The following is a 16,502-nucleotide window of genomic DNA, read 5'->3' as shown; positions in this document are numbered from 1 at the left end:
TTCACGCTTCATTGTTCAGTTTAAACTTCTCAATAAAACCTTCTATCGTGTCGGCGTCTTCAACGCGAAAATCGCCGATGCGGGTTCGGCGCAGCGCACTCATGTAAGCTCCATTGTTGAGCAACAGGCCCAAATCGCGTACCAAGCTGCGAATATACGTGCCTTTGGAACACACAATGCGAAAATCAACTTCGGGGAACCGCTCTGTAGCTACCTCAAAGACCGATACCGTAACCTGTCGGCTCTTGATACCACCCTGAACTCGGTCGGCGGTTTCGCCCCGACGAGCTTTTTCGTAGAGCCGCTCTCCACCGACCCGTACCGCCGAGTAAATGGGCGGCACCTGCGTAATGTCGCCGGTTAGCTGCCGGGCTGCGTCGGCAACCTGTTCGGGTGTAATACCGCTTGTATCGAACTCGGCTTCAAATCCCGTTTCGAGATCAATCGAGGGCGTGGTTTTGCCCAGTACAAGGGTGCCGGTATATTCTTTTTCCTGCGCCTGATACTGGTCGATTTGCTTGGTCATTTTGCCCGTGCAAAGAATGAGCAAACCGGTTGCCAGCGGGTCGAGCGTACCGGCGTGACCGATTTTCTTAAACTTACAGGCGTATTTCAGTTTATTAACCGCATCGAACGACGTCCATGTTAACGGCTTATCGATGAGAATTAGCTGGCCGGGGTCTGGTATTTGCGTTTCTGACACAGGACTGTTTTTTTGTTACACAGAGATACACAGAAAGAGAAGAGATTCACGGAGAAAGTTTTAAAAAAATCTCTGTGAATCTCTTTTCCCTCCGTGTATCTCTGTGTAATAACTCCTCACAAGACATCTAACTTCACGCCCGATGCCATCAGGCCCAACAACAACAGGCCAAGCGCGATGCGGTAATAGCCAAAGGCTTTAAAGCCGTATTTGGTCAGAAAACCGACAAAGCCACGAATGGCAAGCAGCCCCACCACAAACGCAATGGCATTGCCAATCAGTAGCGTCTGATAATCGGCGGGTTGAAGCAACTTATAGGTTTTAAGGAGTTTGTAGCCCGATGCAGCCGCCATTGTCGGCACGGCCAGAAAGAACGAAAATTCAGCGGCCTGCTGGCGCGTCAACCCCTGAAACATACCCCCAATAATAGTGGCTGCCGACCGCGAAACGCCCGGAATCATAGCAATGCACTGGAAAAAGCCAATACGCAGTGCATCGGGTACCGTTACATCGTGGTCTTTCGGTTGCTCGGCCACGATTTTGTCGATAAATACCAGTACGATACCTCCCACCAGCAGTGAGATTGCTACAACCACTACGTTTTCGAGTAACGAGTCGATAAGATCATTGAGCAGAAAACCGATAATGGCCGCAGGGAGAAAGGCAATCAGGATTTTAGCGTAAAAGTCGGTTAGCCGTTGCAGGTTGGGAGGCAGTCGTTTTACCCAGTCGTAGACCTCAATATCACCCGTGCGCGTATCAGTCAGGAAACGGCGGTGATAAAGCACCAGCACCGACAGTATGCAGCCAAACTGAACGTTGACTGTATACAACTTCGTAAATTCGTTACCGGCAATACCCGCCAGCGACGAGTAGATAATCATGTGTCCGGTTGAGGAAACCGGCAAAAACTCGGTCAGGCCCTCAATGATAGCCAGCGCAATCGCGTGAATTAACTCCATTCAATACAGTTGTATAGTTATATAGTTGTAAGGTTGTAAAGTTGGGATGTGTATCGCAACTCTACAACTTTCCAACTCAATAACCCTGCAACTTTATACTTTTTTCGGATTTGCCAGAATGGCGAAAAACTCCAGCACAAAGCCGCTCATAACCACCAATGGGCCGAGCGTAAGGCCCAGAAAGCCGAAGCCAAACTCTTCTTTATCGAGACTCATGATAAAAAATCCGAGCAGAATAATGCCAATGCCAGCCAGCATGAGCACGTAGTTACGTCGTCCAAACGGAAGCGTAGCCACTGCCAGCGTCCGTGTCGGCTCAGTAACGGGCCGAACAGGATTTGTTTTAGGAGCCGTTGCCGGGGCGGCAGCAGCGTTTGTTTTCCGGGCTAACTCCTCGCGGGCGAGGGTTGTAGAACCACCCTGTTTATCTTTTGCCATTTCTCGTCTACAGTTGACTGCTTAATACAATTCGTCCAGCGTTAGGCCCAAATACCGGTTTACAGCCTGAAACGTGCTCAAAAATCCGATCACCACGCCCAGTGCAACAACTCCGCCCATTAGCATGGCAATCTTTTCGGGTTCCTGAAAAGCCGCCAGTTCAGGCAAATTCTGAATAGCAATGTACAAACCCACCAGCAACAGCACCACCGCAATAACACCGGCCAGAAACCCCTGCCACATACCCCGCCCCAGAAATGGGCGCGTGATAAAAGCATTCGTAGCCCCCACCAACTGCATACTACGGATCAGAAGCCGCTGAGAATGCAACGCCAGACGAATCGTGTTGTTCATCAGCACCACAATTATTAATAGCAGAACCAGCGCAAAGGCCGACATCACTATGTAAATCTTGGTTACGTTCCGGTTAATGCTGTCTACCAGATTTTCGGGGTACACTACCTCAAAAATTCCGTCGATCTGCTCCAGGTCCTGTTTTACTTCTGTCAGCTTCGCTTCTTCAAAATACGCTTCGTTTAGCTTGATCCGATAGCTGTCGCGGAGTGGATTTTCGCCCAGAAACTTCGAAAAATCTTCTTTGGTATCAGCAATAAACTCCTTCGCAGCGTCTTCTTTCGGTACGAAACCGAGCTGCGCTACGCCGTCGGTTTTTAGTACGTAAGGTTGATCGGCCAGCGTTTCCGATAGTTTTTTCAGTTCAGTCGAATTGAGGTCTTTGTCTAAGAAAGCCCGCATTTCGTAGTTCTCACGGATGTACGTCACCAGTCGTTTCGACTGAATAGCGAGCAATCCGCAAAAACCAATTAAAAACAACGCCAGCGTCAGGCTGAACAGAATCATGCCGCTGGGATATTGACCTACATTTTTTTTCTGACGAGCCATTCAGGGTTCGTATTGGTGTAACAAAACTAACAGTTTCAGCCGGATGATGGCTTTAATTAAGAATTTTTAAGCCTACTTCCAGATTCCCTCAACCGCCTGCACCGTTACGGAGCGCAGCGCGTTGCCGTAAAATTCAATGCCCAGACTGTCGGGACTGGGGAATATCTGGTTGGTGAGCGTTATCAGCCCGTCGTTGCCAAACACCTCGACCGACGACCGATCTACCCAAATCTGCAACGTTATACGCCCATTCTGCGGTTTCAGCGGAGCCGTGAACCGGCCTGCAAACTCTTTCTTAAACGCCACCAGTCCCGACCGCGTTCGATCAACGTGTACCTGCTGTTTGAGCGGGTCGTAACCAACAACCGTTGCTTCGGTATCGCCTTGCGCCGTTTTGCCCTGCCGTACCCGAACGCCCGATTCCGTTCGGATAGGTTCGAGTTCGGCAGTCAGCACATACGAATCGCCCGATACGCCCGCATTGACTAAACTCTGATTCAGTTGCGACACGTCGGTGCCATTCCAACGAAAAGCAGGCCCCAGCAATTGTTTGAGTTCCTGAATAGGCCGCTGCACCAGTTCGTAGCTTTTTGTCAGTGTTTTCACCAAACGCAACTCGCGGGGCAGGGTCATCATACCCCGAAAAGGCGACGTTGGCACCTCACCAGCATAGTGCAGATTCGCCATCCAGCCAATGCTGATTGCGCCCCGATTACCCCGAACAGGCAGGTTGTTGTACGTAACGGCTGCGTAATAATCTTTCCCCCAGTCGACAAAGCGTGTAGGGCCGGGTGCCGATTCATTCGTAAAAGTCAGGCCATTAAACCGGCCTACGTAGTACTGCATACCCGATCCGCCAGCCGCGCCGTTGTTCCCCATCGACAACATCAGGAGCCATTTGCGCTCCATTGTCCCCTCTACCGGCACTTCTATCAAATCGGGGCATTCCCAAACGCTGGCCGGGCTGTCGGCGGCTGTAAACTCGCCAGTTTTGGTCCATTGTTTCAGATTCGATGAATTATAAAACAGCAATTTCTTTTCGGTAGGCAACACCACAGCCATCACCCACCGCTGACTGGGTTCGTACCAGAAAACTTTCGGGTCGCGGAAATCTTTCTTGTTCAGGTCGATAATCGGGTTGTTCTGGTATTTGGTCCAGGTGCGGCCTTTGTCTAAGCTGTAAGCAATGTGCTGCGTTTGCCGATTCGGTTCATGACCGGTGTATATGGCTACCATCGGCACGCGTCCGTCGCGCCCGAAGCCACTCGTATTATTTTTATCGACGACGCAGCTTCCCGAAAAAATCATCACTCCATTTTCTTCGGGAATGGCTGGTGGCAGTTCGCGCCAGTGAACGAGATCGCGGCTGATGGCGTGGCCCCAGGTCATATGCCCCCAGTGCGAATCAACGGGGTTGTGCTGAAAGAACAGATGATATTCGCCATCGTAGTACACCAGACCGTTGGGATCGTTGCTCCAGTTGATGCGGGGCGAAAAGTGGTACTGTGGCCGAAACGGCTGTTGGTAGGTAGTATCAGACGAATACCGCTGGGCCAGAAGCAACGTTGGAAACGCGCCAACAACCAGCAGCAAAGCAAACGGGCGGAACATAAGAAAGGCTGAAAACGGGAGCAAGTTCGCCATTTTTACCGACATCTTCACAGCCAGTTTTTGCGTCGAAAAATCCAGACCGTCAATGCCGACGACAGCACCATCAGTCCCACGGCAAAAGCGTATCCATAGGGCCAGTGCAACTCAGGCATTACGTCGAAATTCATGCCATACAGGCTCGCAATCAGGGTAGGAGGCATAAATACAAGCGACACTACCGTGAAAATTTTCACAACCCGGTTTTGCTCCAGATCAATCAGACCGAGGTAGGTATTCTGCAAAAACTCCAACCGTTCAAAAATAAAATTTGTATGATCGATTAGTGAGTTAATATCTTTAATGAGCGTGCGAAGTCGTTGCTGTTCGGCGTCGTTGAACCAGCCGTCGGAACGAATCATGGCCGAGATAACACGTTGCTTGTCTACTACGTTTTCGCGAATAGACATGGTCAATTCCTGGTAATCGTTGATGTTGAGCAGCATTTCGCGGTCAAGCGTGGCATCGAGGTCGAGCATTCGGTTAATCGCCTTGATTTCGCTCGATACCATTTCAACAAGGTCGGCGTCGTAATCGATGCGTGACTCGAAGATGAAAATCAGGATTTGAGCACCATCGCTAAACACCGCCCGGCGCGATTTAATGCGTTTTACCGTGTCGGCGAAGGTTTTTAAGTCGGCATTACGGTATGTAAACAGGGTGTCGTCTTTTAGAATAAAACTAACCGGAACAGTGCGGTATCGCTGCTCGTCGTCGGGAACCAGGAAATTAGAGTTCGCAATCAGGTAGTCATCTTCTTCGATGTAGCGCGATGAGCTTTCAATTTCGAGCTGCTCCTGCTGACTCAGGAAGTCGACGTCAAACTTTTCTTCAACGCTTTTAATTTCGGCAGGTGTGGCGTTTTGCAAATCGACCCAAAGAGTGCGTTCGGTATCTGAGAATGAGTCGATATCGCGAATTTTACGAACTGCCGTTTCGTCTAACTGAAAGATCCGAATCATAATAAGGTTGATTACCCGAAGGTAGTAGCTGACTTGTAAGCAGCAAAGTTTGTTTAAAGAAAAACAAGTGTAAAAATATTAGCGTAACGCTCCTCTCCCATGCACCTAATCGAAAAAGCGAAGTCGGTCAGATTTTACATGAAGAATCGACATCTTTTGCCGTATTCCTCGCTTAATCTTGATATTCACATGTATAAACAGTACCGACAACTGTGGATTGAGCAGTTGCAAATTGGTACAGTATTCGACATTGGAGCCAACATCGGTCAGGCAGCTTTAGTGCTGTCGCAGGTGTTTCCCAACGCTACAATTCATTCGTTCGAGCCGCTGCCCGACTGTTACGAAACGCTATCCAAATTGACGAGCAAACTTCCCAACTTAGTTACGTACAACCTGGCTCTCGGCAACTACAATGGCGATGCTCCCTTTGAACGCAATCAGCACACGGTGTCGTCTTCGATGCTGACAATGGCCTCTGTTCACGTAGCTAATTTTCCCGAAACGGCTATTTCAACAACCGTTACCGTGCCAGTCATGCAATTGGATGAAGCCGCGAAGTCAATGACAATCAAACGAAACCTACTCGTAAAAATCGACGTGCAGGGCTACGAAATGCAGGTCATTGAAGGCGGGCGTAACACGCTCCGCGAAGCCACAATAGTAATTGCCGAAACGTCGTTTGTGCCGATGTACGAAGGGCAGGCATTGTTCTGTGATATTGTAGACGCCATGCAGAGCCTCGGTTTCTACTACGCCGGTGCCTTCGACCAACTGCACAGCCCCCGCGACGGGCGGCTGCTGCAACAGGATGCTATTTTCCTGAAGTCTGAGCAAAATTAGCCTTTTGAAAAAGCACCCCAATCCATCCTCTTGGAACGAGAGGGTGAATTGGGGTAAAATGTTTATGCCAACTCCTTCACAACAACCGTTTCCTGACTGTTGCCGGCAATAATCAGCGGCTCGCCATGAACGCGCAACGTGATGGGCTGTTGCGAGAAATTCTGCACCGTGACGTCCTGCTGCGTGGTTGTGATTTGCAACAATACGCCCCGAAACCGAATCTTGAACGCCAATGACTGCCAGCCTGCCGGGCAGTAAGGCCGGAACGACAATCCCTTGGCGTCGACGCGCATACCGCCAAAACCTTTTACCACAGCCAGCCACGTACCGGCCATGCTCGTGATGTGGCATCCGTCTTCGGTGTCGTTGTTATAATCATCGAGGTCGAGCCGGGCCGTGCGCAGATACATCTCGTAGGCTTTTTCGACCATGCCGAGCTTTGATGCCTGAATACTGTGAACGCAGGGCGACAACGATGATTCGTGTACGGTCATGGGTTCGTAGAAGTCGAAATTCCGGCGAAGCGTGTCTGTATCAAACTCATCTTCAAAGAAATACAACCCCTGTAATACGTCGGCCTGCTTGATAAAACACGACCGCAGAATCCGATCCCACGACCAGTTTTGGTTCAGGGGCCGCTGCCCTTTCGGAATATCGGATACGGGCATCAGGTCTTTATCGAGGAAATCGCTCTGCTGCAAAAACACCTGTCGCCCGTCATCGAACGGGTAGTGCATGTTGTCGACAATGTGCTGCGCTGTCGAGATTTCCTTCTCCTCGCGGAAATGAATCCGGTCGATCAGGTCGGCGTATTTATCGGGGTTCAGGGCTTTTACTTTCCCCACCGCTTCAATCGTGTAACGAAGCGTCCAGGCAGCAATGTAATTGGTATACCAGTTATTGTTGACGTTGTTTTCGTACTCGTTTGGCCCCGTCACACCCAGCATTACATACTGATTTTTATCCTTCGACCAGTTGACGCGCTGACTCCAGAAGCGGCTGATGGCAATCAGCACTTCAAGCCCGTAGTCGACTAAATACAACTCGTCGCCGGTATAGCGCACGTAATCGTAGATGGCATAGGCAATAGCCCCGTTGCGGTGAATTTCCTCGAAGGTAATTTCCCACTCATTGTGGCATTCTTCGCCGTTCATTGTCACCATCGGGTAAAGCGCGGCCCCGGCCCTGAATCCGAGTTTCTGCGCGTTTTCGATGGCCTTCTGCAAGTGTTTGTAGCGATACACAAGCAGATTTCTCGCCACTTTCTGGTCGGCGGTGGAGAGGTAGAATGGCAAACAGTAAGCTTCTGTATCCCAGTAGGTTGAGCCGCCATATTTTTCACCAGTGAATCCCTTTGGGCCAATGTTGAGCCGCTCGTCTTCGCCGGTGTAAGTCTGGTTCAACTGAAAAATATTGAACCGAATGCCCTGTTGCGCGGCCACGTCGCCATCGATAGTGATGTCGTTCATTTTCCACTTATCGGCCCAGGCTTGTTTCTGCTCGAACAGCATCTTGTCGAAACCCTTACGCGTAATCCGCTGAATGTACTGGCGGGCTTCTTTCACGAGCGAATCTGAATCGTAATTCAGCGACGACAGATTCACGGCATATTTATAAATCACCGTTTCCTGCCCCTGCCAACAGTCGAGCGTGATGCGGTTGGCAACGTATTTTTCGTACTTGATCGGCTGTGACTGGTAATCGACTTTTGCAGCGTCCTGCTCAATTTCGACGCACATCCCCGACGCTACATGGAAGCCGGTTTTCCGGGTACGCAGTTCGATATATGCCTCACCATAAGCCGTTTCTTTCCGCACTTCGTCCCAGAATGTTTCGTCATAATTGGCATCACGGTTGCGGATGGTGCCGTCAATGTAGGGCGTAATCGTAATTTTGGCGTCGAAATTAAGCGGGGTAATGCTGTAACGAATAACGCCCGCTTCGTCGTCAACAATCGAGCAAAAGCGTTTCGAGTTGACTTTCAACTGTTTCCCGCTTTTGAGCGTCGCCACAAACGAGCGTTCGAGGTAGCCTGCCTGCATGTTCAGCACCCGCCGGAAATCATGCACGTCGCAGGTGTTGAGATCAAGTGATTCGTACTCGACGTCAATGTCGATGCCGATCCAGTTTGCCGCGTTCAGGACTTTGGCGAAGTAGTCAGGGTATCCGTTTTTCCACCAGCCTACGCGGGTTTTGTCGGGATAATACACGCCTGCTACGTAGTTGCCTTGCAGGGTTTTACCCGTAAATTTTTCTTCAAAATTGCCCCGTTGCCCGATCCGGCCATTGCCGAGGCTCATCAGACTTTCGGTGATTTCGTTATGGTCGCGGTGGAAACCCTCTTCAACAATATTCCAGGGGTCTTGGGTAATGTATTGTTTCATAATCACAGGTTGTACTAACCAACAAAAGTAGCGATTTCTGCCTTGACGCGCATAGCCTGTTGCATATGTCGTTCGGTATGCACCACCAGCATCTGGCATACGTCGCCCAGTCGCATTTTCAGCCAGTTGCCAAATAGGGTCGGCACTTTCTCCTGGTTCCAGTCTAAATAAATCAGCCGCCCGGTCAGTTCGCGTTGCAGGGTTTGCAGTTCCAGAAACTGGCTTATAACCGAAGCCGGGTCAAGGTCCGACGCTGAGCGGGGCCGTACCAGGCCCGGTGCGGGTAGTTTTATGGTGCTTTTCGGGTCGAGCATTCGCAGCATGAGCCGACCCACAAAATCGGATTCAATTGTCTGATCATCAGGGCTATGCTCTACCAGCCCAAGCCGCTCCGATTTATGCTGAAGCTGCCGAACGTAGTATCGCTCGGCCAGATTGAGATGCTGTAGACATTCAACAATACTCCATTTACCGGGGGCAGGCTTCGTGCGGAGTTGCGCGTCGGAAAGCGGGGCAAACTCACGCTCGACGGTATCGATAATGACAGTCAGCCGGGTTTGCAGGTTGCGGGCAGTTTCGAGCTTTTGCATAATTTTTTAAACGCAGAGGAATGGAGGTTGCGCAGAGATCACAGAGTAAACTCCGCGTACTCTGCGAAGTTCTCTGTCACTCTGCGTTTAAATAAGTTGCGCTTGCCGGAATAACTCAACGTCGCGCTTGGAGTCGAGATCGATGGCACCCGCTTCAAAGAGCACTTCAGAGCAGTCAGCGCGATGCTTGCCAATCACCCATTTTACGCCTTTGTCGCCTTCCAGTTGAAGTAAATCCGCAATATAATCGCGGGTAAACAGGGCCGGAACGCTCACCTGCGCATCGTAACGGCAGGCCACAATTCCCCGGCCTTCGTCTTTACTGACTTCGAGCATGTGCAACAACAGCCCCAGCGACACCAACGGCTGATCGACGTGCAACACCAGAACGGCATCAATATCTTTATGGGTGATATACAGAGCCGCCAGCCCCGTTTTCAGCGACGATGCCTGCCCCGTGGGCCACGCTGGGTTGTCGATAATAGTAACTGGCAGGCCGTTGAGTTCGGGCAAAATTTGAGTGCGGTTCGCCCCGAGCACTACCACGACCGGCCCGCATTGCAGGGCCAGCGCACTCTCGGTAACGCGCTGAATCAGCGATTGCCCTTTAAATTGCAACAATTGTTTCGGGTCGCCCCCCATGCGCGAAGAGTCACCAGCCGCCAATATAATGGTTCCGATTTTCAATTTCTCTTTCAGTTGATCTGTATGGTTTGAAGCCGACTGTCTAATCTATTCTCTCAACATCCTACCGTTCGAGGGGGTTCGTCCGTTGGCTAAACACCGCGTCGGGATAGCCCACTTCTACCAGTGACAACCCTTCGGCGGGGGCCGCCCGACCAGCCGCCTGCCGATCACGCGTCTGAATAATACGCTCGAAATCGGCTACGGTCATGCGCCCCTGCCCCACCATCATCAGCGTACCGACAATGGCCCGCACCATACCGCGCAAAAACCGGTCGGCCCGAATATGAAACATCAATTCGCCGTTTGGTTTCACTTCCCAGTAAGCAAAGTCGATGCGGCAGTTAAACGTCCGAACATCGGTTTTAACTTTACTAAAACTCTTGAAATCAGTGTATTGTCGCAGTTTATCAGCGGCATCGTTCATCCGATCAACGTCGAGCGGCAGAAAAAATACGCAGGCCAGTCCATCGCGAAACGGGTCTTTCCGCCGAATAATACTGTATTGGTAGTACCGATACGTAGCTGTGTAGCGGGCGTGGTCGCGCGGACCAACGGGGAAGCAATCGAATACCACAATGTCGTTGGGAATAATTCGATTCACTGACCGGAGCAGGTGCGTAGGCAGCAGCACGTCGGTTTCAAAATGAGCGTATTGCTGACCGGCATGAACACCGGCATCGGTGCGGCCACTACCCACAATAACGATGGTTTCGCGCAGTACGGTTGAAAAAGCTGTTTCGAGCACTTCCTGTACGCTCAGGCCATTGGGTTGCCGCTGCCAGCCGTGGTAATTGGTACCTCTGTAAGCTAATTCAAGAAAATAACGCACGCGACGGTTGCTGGTCAATGTTGACTGATAAAGGTTAATCCTGTATACACATATCGTAGCTATTTACCGTAGACCTCGCCCCGTGCAGCTTTCAGCGTATTTTGCATCAGCGAGCAGATCGTCATCAGGCCCACCCCACCGGGTACGGGCGTAATGTAGCTGGTTCTGGGAGCTACCTCATCGAATTTAACATCTCCTTTGAGCGCGAAACCGCTTTTTTTGCTGACATCGGGTACTTTTTCCAGACCTACGTCGATTACGACCGCGCCCTCTTTTACCATGTCGGCGGTTACAAACTCTGGCTTGCCGAGGGCCGCTACCAGAATATCTGCCGAGCGGCAAATATCGGCTAAGTTTTGGGTACGGCTGTGAGTCAGCGTAACGGTGCAGTTGCCCGGATAGGTGTTACGCTGCATCAGAATGCTCATCGGCAGGCCCACAATCTGACTGCGACCGACTACTACACAGTGCTTTCCGGCAGTTTCGATGCCATAGCGTTTCAGCATTTCCAGCACCCCCTGAGGAGTAGCCGACACGTAAGCAGGCAACCCTTTTGCCATGCGACCAATATTAATGGGGTGAAACCCATCGACATCTTTAGCCGGGTCGATGGTTTCCATCACGCGGTCTGGGTTGATGTGTTTCGGCAACGGCAACTGCACAATCAGCCCATCCATATCGGGATTGGTATTCACATCCTGCACAGCATCAAGGAGTTGTGTCTCAGTAACATCATCGTCGAACCGGATAAGCGTCGAGTGCATACCCACCTCTTCGCAGCTTTTCATTTTGCTGGCAACGTATGTTTCCGACCGACCGGCATTACCCACCAAAATGGCGACAAGGTGCGGAATTTTGCCGCCCTGTTCGCGAATCTGCGCGACCTCTGCCGCGATTTCCTGTTTGATTTCTGCTGAAAGTACTTTACCGTCAAGAAGTTGCATGTGATTAATTAATGAATGAGTGGGAGTGCTTTTTACTGGTTAAGGCGATAACCGTTCAATTAGCCATGTTGCGTTGTCGAGCCGGTAGCGAATGCGGTCGTGCAGGCGACTGGGGCGGCCTTGCCAAAACTCAATACTATCAGGAATTACCCGAAAACCGCCCCAGTGTGGAGGGCGCGGTATAAGCTGGTCGGCAAACTGTGCTTCGATTTCGCGCTGACGCGTTTCGAGTACGGCTCGGCTGGCAATCACTTCGCTCTGATGCGACACCCAGGCACCAATCTGCGAACTACGCGGGCGGCTGTTGAAATAATCGTCTGATTCTGCCGAACTAACTTTTTCAACTTGCCCTTCAATGCGAATTTGACGTTCGAGTTCCGGGTAAAAAAACGTCAGTGATGCTACAGGATGTTTGGTCAGATTCTGGCCCTTCGTGCTCTCGTAATTTGTGTAAAAAACGAAGCCGTTTTGCGTAACGTCTTTCAGCAAAACGATGCGCCCATCAGGTCGTCCATTAACAGACAATGTGCTGACATACATAGCGTTAGGCTCCGGTACGCCTGCACTCAAAGCCGCATCGAACCACTGCCGGAACTGGGCAAAAGGATCAGGTAAAACATCAGCTATGTCTAAACCGTTTAACGTATATTCTTTCCGTAAATCACTGATTACTGACGGCATGAACTGGGTAGTTTAGTGGCTTTTCCCGGCTGAACTGCAAGGAAATCGCATTTTGTCGTAGTTTTGCAAAAGTAATCGGTACGTTCCCAACATGGCAAACCAAGAACAGGAAATTAACCAGCAGCCGGAAGCTCTCTCTACCACTACCGACGCGCTGGCTGTGAATACTCCCAACGACACCCCAACCCCAGCCGCGAATCCTGACGATTTGGCTGAGGACACGGCTCCTGTGGCCGATGCTCCCGCCGATATTGTCGCCGAAACGCAGCCAGAAACGGCTCCCGCCAACGAAGAAACCTTGCCAACATCCAACGACATATCAAGTGAAATACCTGATTCGCCAGTTGCTGAGGCCGACGTACCCGCTGTGTCTGAACCCGTTGTCAATGAACCAATCGTCGCCGAGCCGGTGGCCGATTCAGTAGAACTTACGTCGGCTGCTGATACAGAGCCAGTTGCTGAACTTTCCCCGGACGCTGAGGCCCAGCAGTCAACACCGCAGGTGGCCGTCGATGAAGCCCCGGCAACAGAGCCGCTGGCAGAAGCCGCAGTGACTGAACCCGAAGCCGTAGCGGTTCCAACTCCCGATGCATCGGTAGCTGCCGAATACGCAACAGTGGCAGAGGCCGACGAGGCAGAAGAAGAGGTGGCTGCTCAGCCCGTGGCTGATTATAGTCAGTTGACCAAATCAGAATTCGTAGCCTTGCTCGAAGCTCAACTGGCTATTGTAAATGGCACGTCGGTAACGCCGGGCGATTTCAAACGGGCCGATCAGGTGCTGAAAGAAGCGAAACCTCTCTTCGATCAGATGAAGCGGGCCGAGCGCGAAGCCGCTTTGCAGGCATACGCTGCCGAGACAGGCTCGGAAGAAGGCTTCGAGTATAAACACGATGAAAGCGTTCAGCAGTTCGACGATTTGTACAAGCAAATCAAGAGCCTGAAAAATACGTACTTCCAGAACTTAGACAAGGCTAAAGACGGCAATTTCGTGACGAAAACGGAATTGCTGACCCGCCTGCGCGAACTGGTAGAGAACGACGAAAACAACGCAGGCGACCCTAAAGCAAGCTGGAACGAGTTCAAGAAAATTCAGGACGACTGGAAAGCTGCGGGGAACATGAACTCGCCCCACAATGCTACCTTATGGGCTACGTATCATGCGCTGGTTGATCGGTACTACAGTAACCGGAACATCTACTTTGAACTCAAAGAACTGGACCGTAAGCGCAATGCTACGCTGAAAACAGAGGTGATCGAGAAGGTAGAAGCGATGGCAAAAGCTGCCGGCGAAACCGCCGTGACACGCCAGACCATTGACGAAGCCAACGCATTATTTGAAGAATACAAGCACATTGGCCCGGCTCCTAAAGCCGAACAGGAAGAACTTTGGGGCCGCATGAAAGCTGCCCTCGACGTACTGTATGACAAACGCCGGGAACTGACCAACGAACAGCGGAAAGAATCGGCGCAGTTGTATGAAGAGAAGTCGGCTATTTACGAAGAGTTAGTGCCACTCACCTCGTTCTCATCGAGCAGTATCAATGACTGGAACGACCGTACCAAAGTGGTAATGGCCCTTCAGGACCGCTGGAATGCTATCAAAGGCCCTATGCCGCGCGAGGAAGGCAAAGAATTGAGTAAAAAATTCTGGGCCGCGCTGAAAACGTTCTTTCATAACAAAGGCGAGTTTTTCCGGCAGTTAGAAAGTAAGCGCGAAGAAAATCTGCGGCTGAAAACCGAACTCTGCGAACAGGTAGAGGGTATTCTGGCGTCGGGCGAAGAATCGCCGGAAATTACGCAGCGGGTAATCGATCTGCAACGGCAGTGGAAAAACATTGGTCAGGTACCTGAAAAGCAAAAGAACTCAATCTTTGACCGTTTCAAAGCCGCCTGCGACGCGTTCTTCAATAAGAAACGCTCTAAAAATCAGGAAACAGAACGCGAGTTTGAAAATAACCTCGCCCAGAAAATTGCCCTGATCGAACGTATTGAGGCCGCAGCTAAAGAGAATGCCGATCTTTCGCAACTCAACGAGTTCAAGAAGGAGTGGAATACTATTGGCTTTGTACCGAAGAAAGACAAAGAATCAGTGCAGAAGCGATATATCAACGCTATCAACGCGCTGGTAGGTGCAACGGGCAAGATTCCGGCTAAAGATAAGGAGCGAATTATGCTCCAGAGCGAAGCCGAAGCCCTGCGCGGTGGTGGCCGCGACCGAAGTGATTATAACCGGAACGACCGTGATAGCGGTGGCGGCAAACGTGAAAATGATATCCGTCGGCGGATCACAGCCATCGAAAACGATATTGCTACTTACCGCAATAACATCGAGTTCTTCGCCCGCTCGAAAAATGCCGATAAACTTCGCGCCGACATCGATAAGAAAATCGCCGATGCTGAAAAACAACTCGCCGACCTCCGGCATCAGTTGCGCGTAGCGCAAGCTTAGTCAACAAAACGAATGCCATTACCTTGAGTAGTGGCATTCGTTTTTTTTAACTAAGCTTGCAAAAAATAGAGAATACCCTTACTTTTGCTCCACAATTCAGAAACGCCAGTGTCGGATAGCGGTCGATTCCGCCTGATTTGTAATCAGGATGCGCAAGCGCGTCGGGGGTTCGAATCCCTCCACTGGCTCACTAACGAAAAAAGCACTCACGCCTAAAAACGTGAGTGCTTTTTTCGTTAGTATGACCTTACCAACTATAGGGGCTTTTCTTGGTAGGGACGATCATGCCTGTTCGTTCAATGCAAAAGTTTTTTCGGGCTGATTTCAAAGGCCACCTCACCGGTGCGGCCCGATACCGCTGCCCATTCTACATCGGCAAACGTAACAGCCACAACTGCCCCCTTGCTCATAGAGCCAACGCTTTGGTGAGTCAAGAATTCGGCGAAGTAAGATACGTCGGGGTTGTGCCCCACAATCATTGCCGATTTGGCCGTTTCGGGAATGGCATTTACGGCAGCCAAATAGGCTTTTGGGCCGCCCTCATACAGTTGCTCGTTTAACACAATTGTATCCGTATCAACCCCAATCTGTTCCGCAATTACCTTCGCGGTGTCGTAGGCACGAGGAGCGGTACTGCTGATAATCAGGCCCGGATGAATAAGTTTATCGCGCAGATACCGCCCAATGCGGGCGGCTGCAATTACCCCGTCGGGGGTCAGTTCACGATCATGGTCGGCCATGAACATAGCCCGGTCTTCGGCTTTGGCATGACGAACGATGTAAAGAGTAAGCGACATGTGACTTGTTAAATTAGGCGGTACTTAGTTTGTTTTCGACAGCGGGCAACCTGTTTATGACTCCTTAAACAAAATAGACTCACTGAGCATGATTATTAACGGAAAAATACTGTACATTTACCAATTACAAAAGTAGAGTATTATCAATACGTACTGATTGGTTATGCGCTTTCAAGGTGAAAATAGCACACTGTCATTCGGCCTTTATTTCGAGGCCGGGCGTGTGTTGTTGAGCGGAACCATCTGGTTGCGTCGGCCAAATGCATTGCCGGATTCAGCTTCTCCACGTGTTCGATTCAATACATTTTTCAGTGAAGATGAAATTCTTCGTCTACAACAATGGCTTTCTACAGCTTCTGTAAGCCCATTTGTGCTTCCCCATCCCCTGCGTCATATAACCCGGCTCACTGATACTACTGACTTCGCAACCGTGTTCGACGTCACATTTCAGCCCGATCAGGCTGTACCTTCCTGGTGGAACTGGGCCATTACATCGCCCCTTACCGTTCGGTTGGAAATAAAGCCCAACGAGCTGACCTATCTGATCAAAGCACTTAGCCGAGAGCACTGGTCGACCAATCTGACATGGTAAATATGAAGCGTTGAACGTTTTCAGTCACTGCCTACTACAAAACAGTGGTTTTGAACGTATATACATGAAGTAAGGGGATATACGTCCAAAGCGT

16 protein-coding genes and 1 tRNA gene are annotated in these 16,502 nt (G+C 50.7%); 4 read left to right on the top strand and 13 right to left on the bottom strand.

Annotation, left to right across the window (positions count from 1 at the left end):
- Position 1: 1 nt before the first annotated feature.
- The 6 genes from truB to corA all read right to left on the bottom strand — a co-directional run bounded on the left by truB (position 2) and on the right by corA (position 5,615).
- Complete coding sequence (gene truB / locus AWR27_RS06570) at positions 2-703, bottom strand: tRNA pseudouridine(55) synthase TruB (RefSeq protein WP_077130456.1); 702 nt, start codon at positions 701-703, stop codon at positions 2-4.
- 116 nt (positions 704-819) lie between these two features.
- Complete coding sequence (locus AWR27_RS06565) at positions 820-1,665, bottom strand: undecaprenyl-diphosphate phosphatase (RefSeq protein WP_077130455.1); 846 nt, start codon at positions 1,663-1,665, stop codon at positions 820-822.
- Between the two features lie 93 nt (positions 1,666-1,758).
- Positions 1,759-2,103, bottom strand: coding sequence for a DUF3098 domain-containing protein (locus AWR27_RS06560; RefSeq protein WP_077130454.1), 345 nt, complete (start codon positions 2,101-2,103; stop codon positions 1,759-1,761).
- Positions 2,104-2,124: 21 nt separating this feature from the next.
- Entirely contained in the window at positions 2,125-3,006 is an 882-nt protein-coding gene (locus AWR27_RS06555) for a cell division protein FtsX (RefSeq protein ID WP_077130453.1), read from the bottom strand.
- A gap of 72 nt (positions 3,007-3,078) precedes the next feature.
- Entirely contained in the window at positions 3,079-4,617 is a 1,539-nt protein-coding gene (locus tag AWR27_RS06550) for a glycoside hydrolase family 32 protein (RefSeq protein WP_198045101.1), read from the bottom strand.
- 47 nt (positions 4,618-4,664) lie between these two features.
- Positions 4,665-5,615: a magnesium/cobalt transporter CorA gene (corA, locus tag AWR27_RS06545; protein WP_077130451.1), complete on the bottom strand. Its 951-nt coding sequence runs from the start codon at positions 5,613-5,615 to the stop codon at positions 4,665-4,667.
- Positions 5,616-5,714: 99 nt separating this feature from the next.
- Between corA and AWR27_RS06540 the strand changes: the two genes are divergently transcribed.
- Positions 5,715-6,455, top strand: a complete 741-nt coding sequence (locus tag AWR27_RS06540) for an FkbM family methyltransferase (protein WP_083732768.1) — start codon at positions 5,715-5,717, stop codon at positions 6,453-6,455.
- Positions 6,456-6,517: 62 nt separating this feature from the next.
- Here the strand turns inward: AWR27_RS06540 and AWR27_RS06535 are convergent, their stop codons facing one another.
- From AWR27_RS06535 to pdxH, 6 genes are all read right to left on the bottom strand, one after another.
- Positions 6,518-8,839 (bottom strand): glycoside hydrolase family 65 protein, encoded by a 2,322-nt coding sequence (locus AWR27_RS06535; RefSeq protein WP_077130449.1) that lies wholly within the window; start codon positions 8,837-8,839, stop codon positions 6,518-6,520.
- A gap of 14 nt (positions 8,840-8,853) precedes the next feature.
- A complete protein-coding gene (locus AWR27_RS06530; protein ID WP_077130448.1) occupies positions 8,854-9,429 on the bottom strand; it encodes a DinB family protein in 576 nt (191 codons plus the stop codon).
- Between the two features lie 87 nt (positions 9,430-9,516).
- Entirely contained in the window at positions 9,517-10,116 is a 600-nt protein-coding gene (locus AWR27_RS06525; RefSeq protein ID WP_077130447.1) for a nucleotidyltransferase family protein, read from the bottom strand.
- 61 nt (positions 10,117-10,177) lie between these two features.
- Positions 10,178-10,945 (bottom strand): tRNA pseudouridine(38-40) synthase TruA, encoded by a 768-nt coding sequence (gene truA / locus AWR27_RS06520; RefSeq protein ID WP_077133840.1) that lies wholly within the window; start codon positions 10,943-10,945, stop codon positions 10,178-10,180.
- 59 nt (positions 10,946-11,004) lie between these two features.
- Entirely contained in the window at positions 11,005-11,889 is an 885-nt protein-coding gene (locus AWR27_RS06515) for a bifunctional 5,10-methylenetetrahydrofolate dehydrogenase/5,10-methenyltetrahydrofolate cyclohydrolase (protein ID WP_077130446.1), read from the bottom strand.
- Positions 11,890-11,928: 39 nt separating this feature from the next.
- The gene (gene pdxH, locus AWR27_RS06510) at positions 11,929-12,570 is read right to left on the bottom strand and encodes a pyridoxamine 5'-phosphate oxidase (RefSeq protein ID WP_077130445.1); all 642 of its coding nucleotides are present in this window, start codon (positions 12,568-12,570) and stop codon (positions 11,929-11,931) included.
- A gap of 91 nt (positions 12,571-12,661) precedes the next feature.
- Here pdxH and AWR27_RS06505 point away from each other — a divergent pair, with 91 nt between their 5' ends.
- Both AWR27_RS06505 and AWR27_RS06500 read left to right on the top strand, forming a co-directional pair.
- A complete protein-coding gene (locus AWR27_RS06505) occupies positions 12,662-15,019 on the top strand; it encodes a DUF349 domain-containing protein (protein WP_077130444.1) in 2,358 nt (785 codons plus the stop codon).
- Between the two features lie 104 nt (positions 15,020-15,123).
- Positions 15,124-15,207: transfer RNA gene (locus tag AWR27_RS06500), tRNA-Thr, on the top strand.
- A gap of 108 nt (positions 15,208-15,315) precedes the next feature.
- Here the strand turns inward: AWR27_RS06500 and AWR27_RS06495 are convergent.
- Positions 15,316-15,816, bottom strand: coding sequence for a SixA phosphatase family protein (locus AWR27_RS06495; RefSeq protein WP_077130443.1), 501 nt, complete (start codon positions 15,814-15,816; stop codon positions 15,316-15,318).
- Between the two features lie 163 nt (positions 15,817-15,979).
- On the opposite strand from AWR27_RS06495, the gene AWR27_RS25225 reads away from it, so the two are divergent.
- Positions 15,980-16,408, top strand: a complete 429-nt coding sequence (locus tag AWR27_RS25225; RefSeq protein WP_157579164.1) for a hypothetical protein — start codon at positions 15,980-15,982, stop codon at positions 16,406-16,408.
- The last annotated feature ends 94 nt before the right edge of the window (positions 16,409-16,502 follow it).

This window comes from Spirosoma montaniterrae, from assembly GCF_001988955.1.
In the GTDB taxonomy this organism is placed as follows: Bacteria; Bacteroidota; Bacteroidia; order Cytophagales; family Spirosomataceae; genus Spirosoma; species Spirosoma montaniterrae.
Note: the sequence above shows the minus strand (reverse complement) of the source record. Positions and strands in the feature narration are given on the sequence as shown.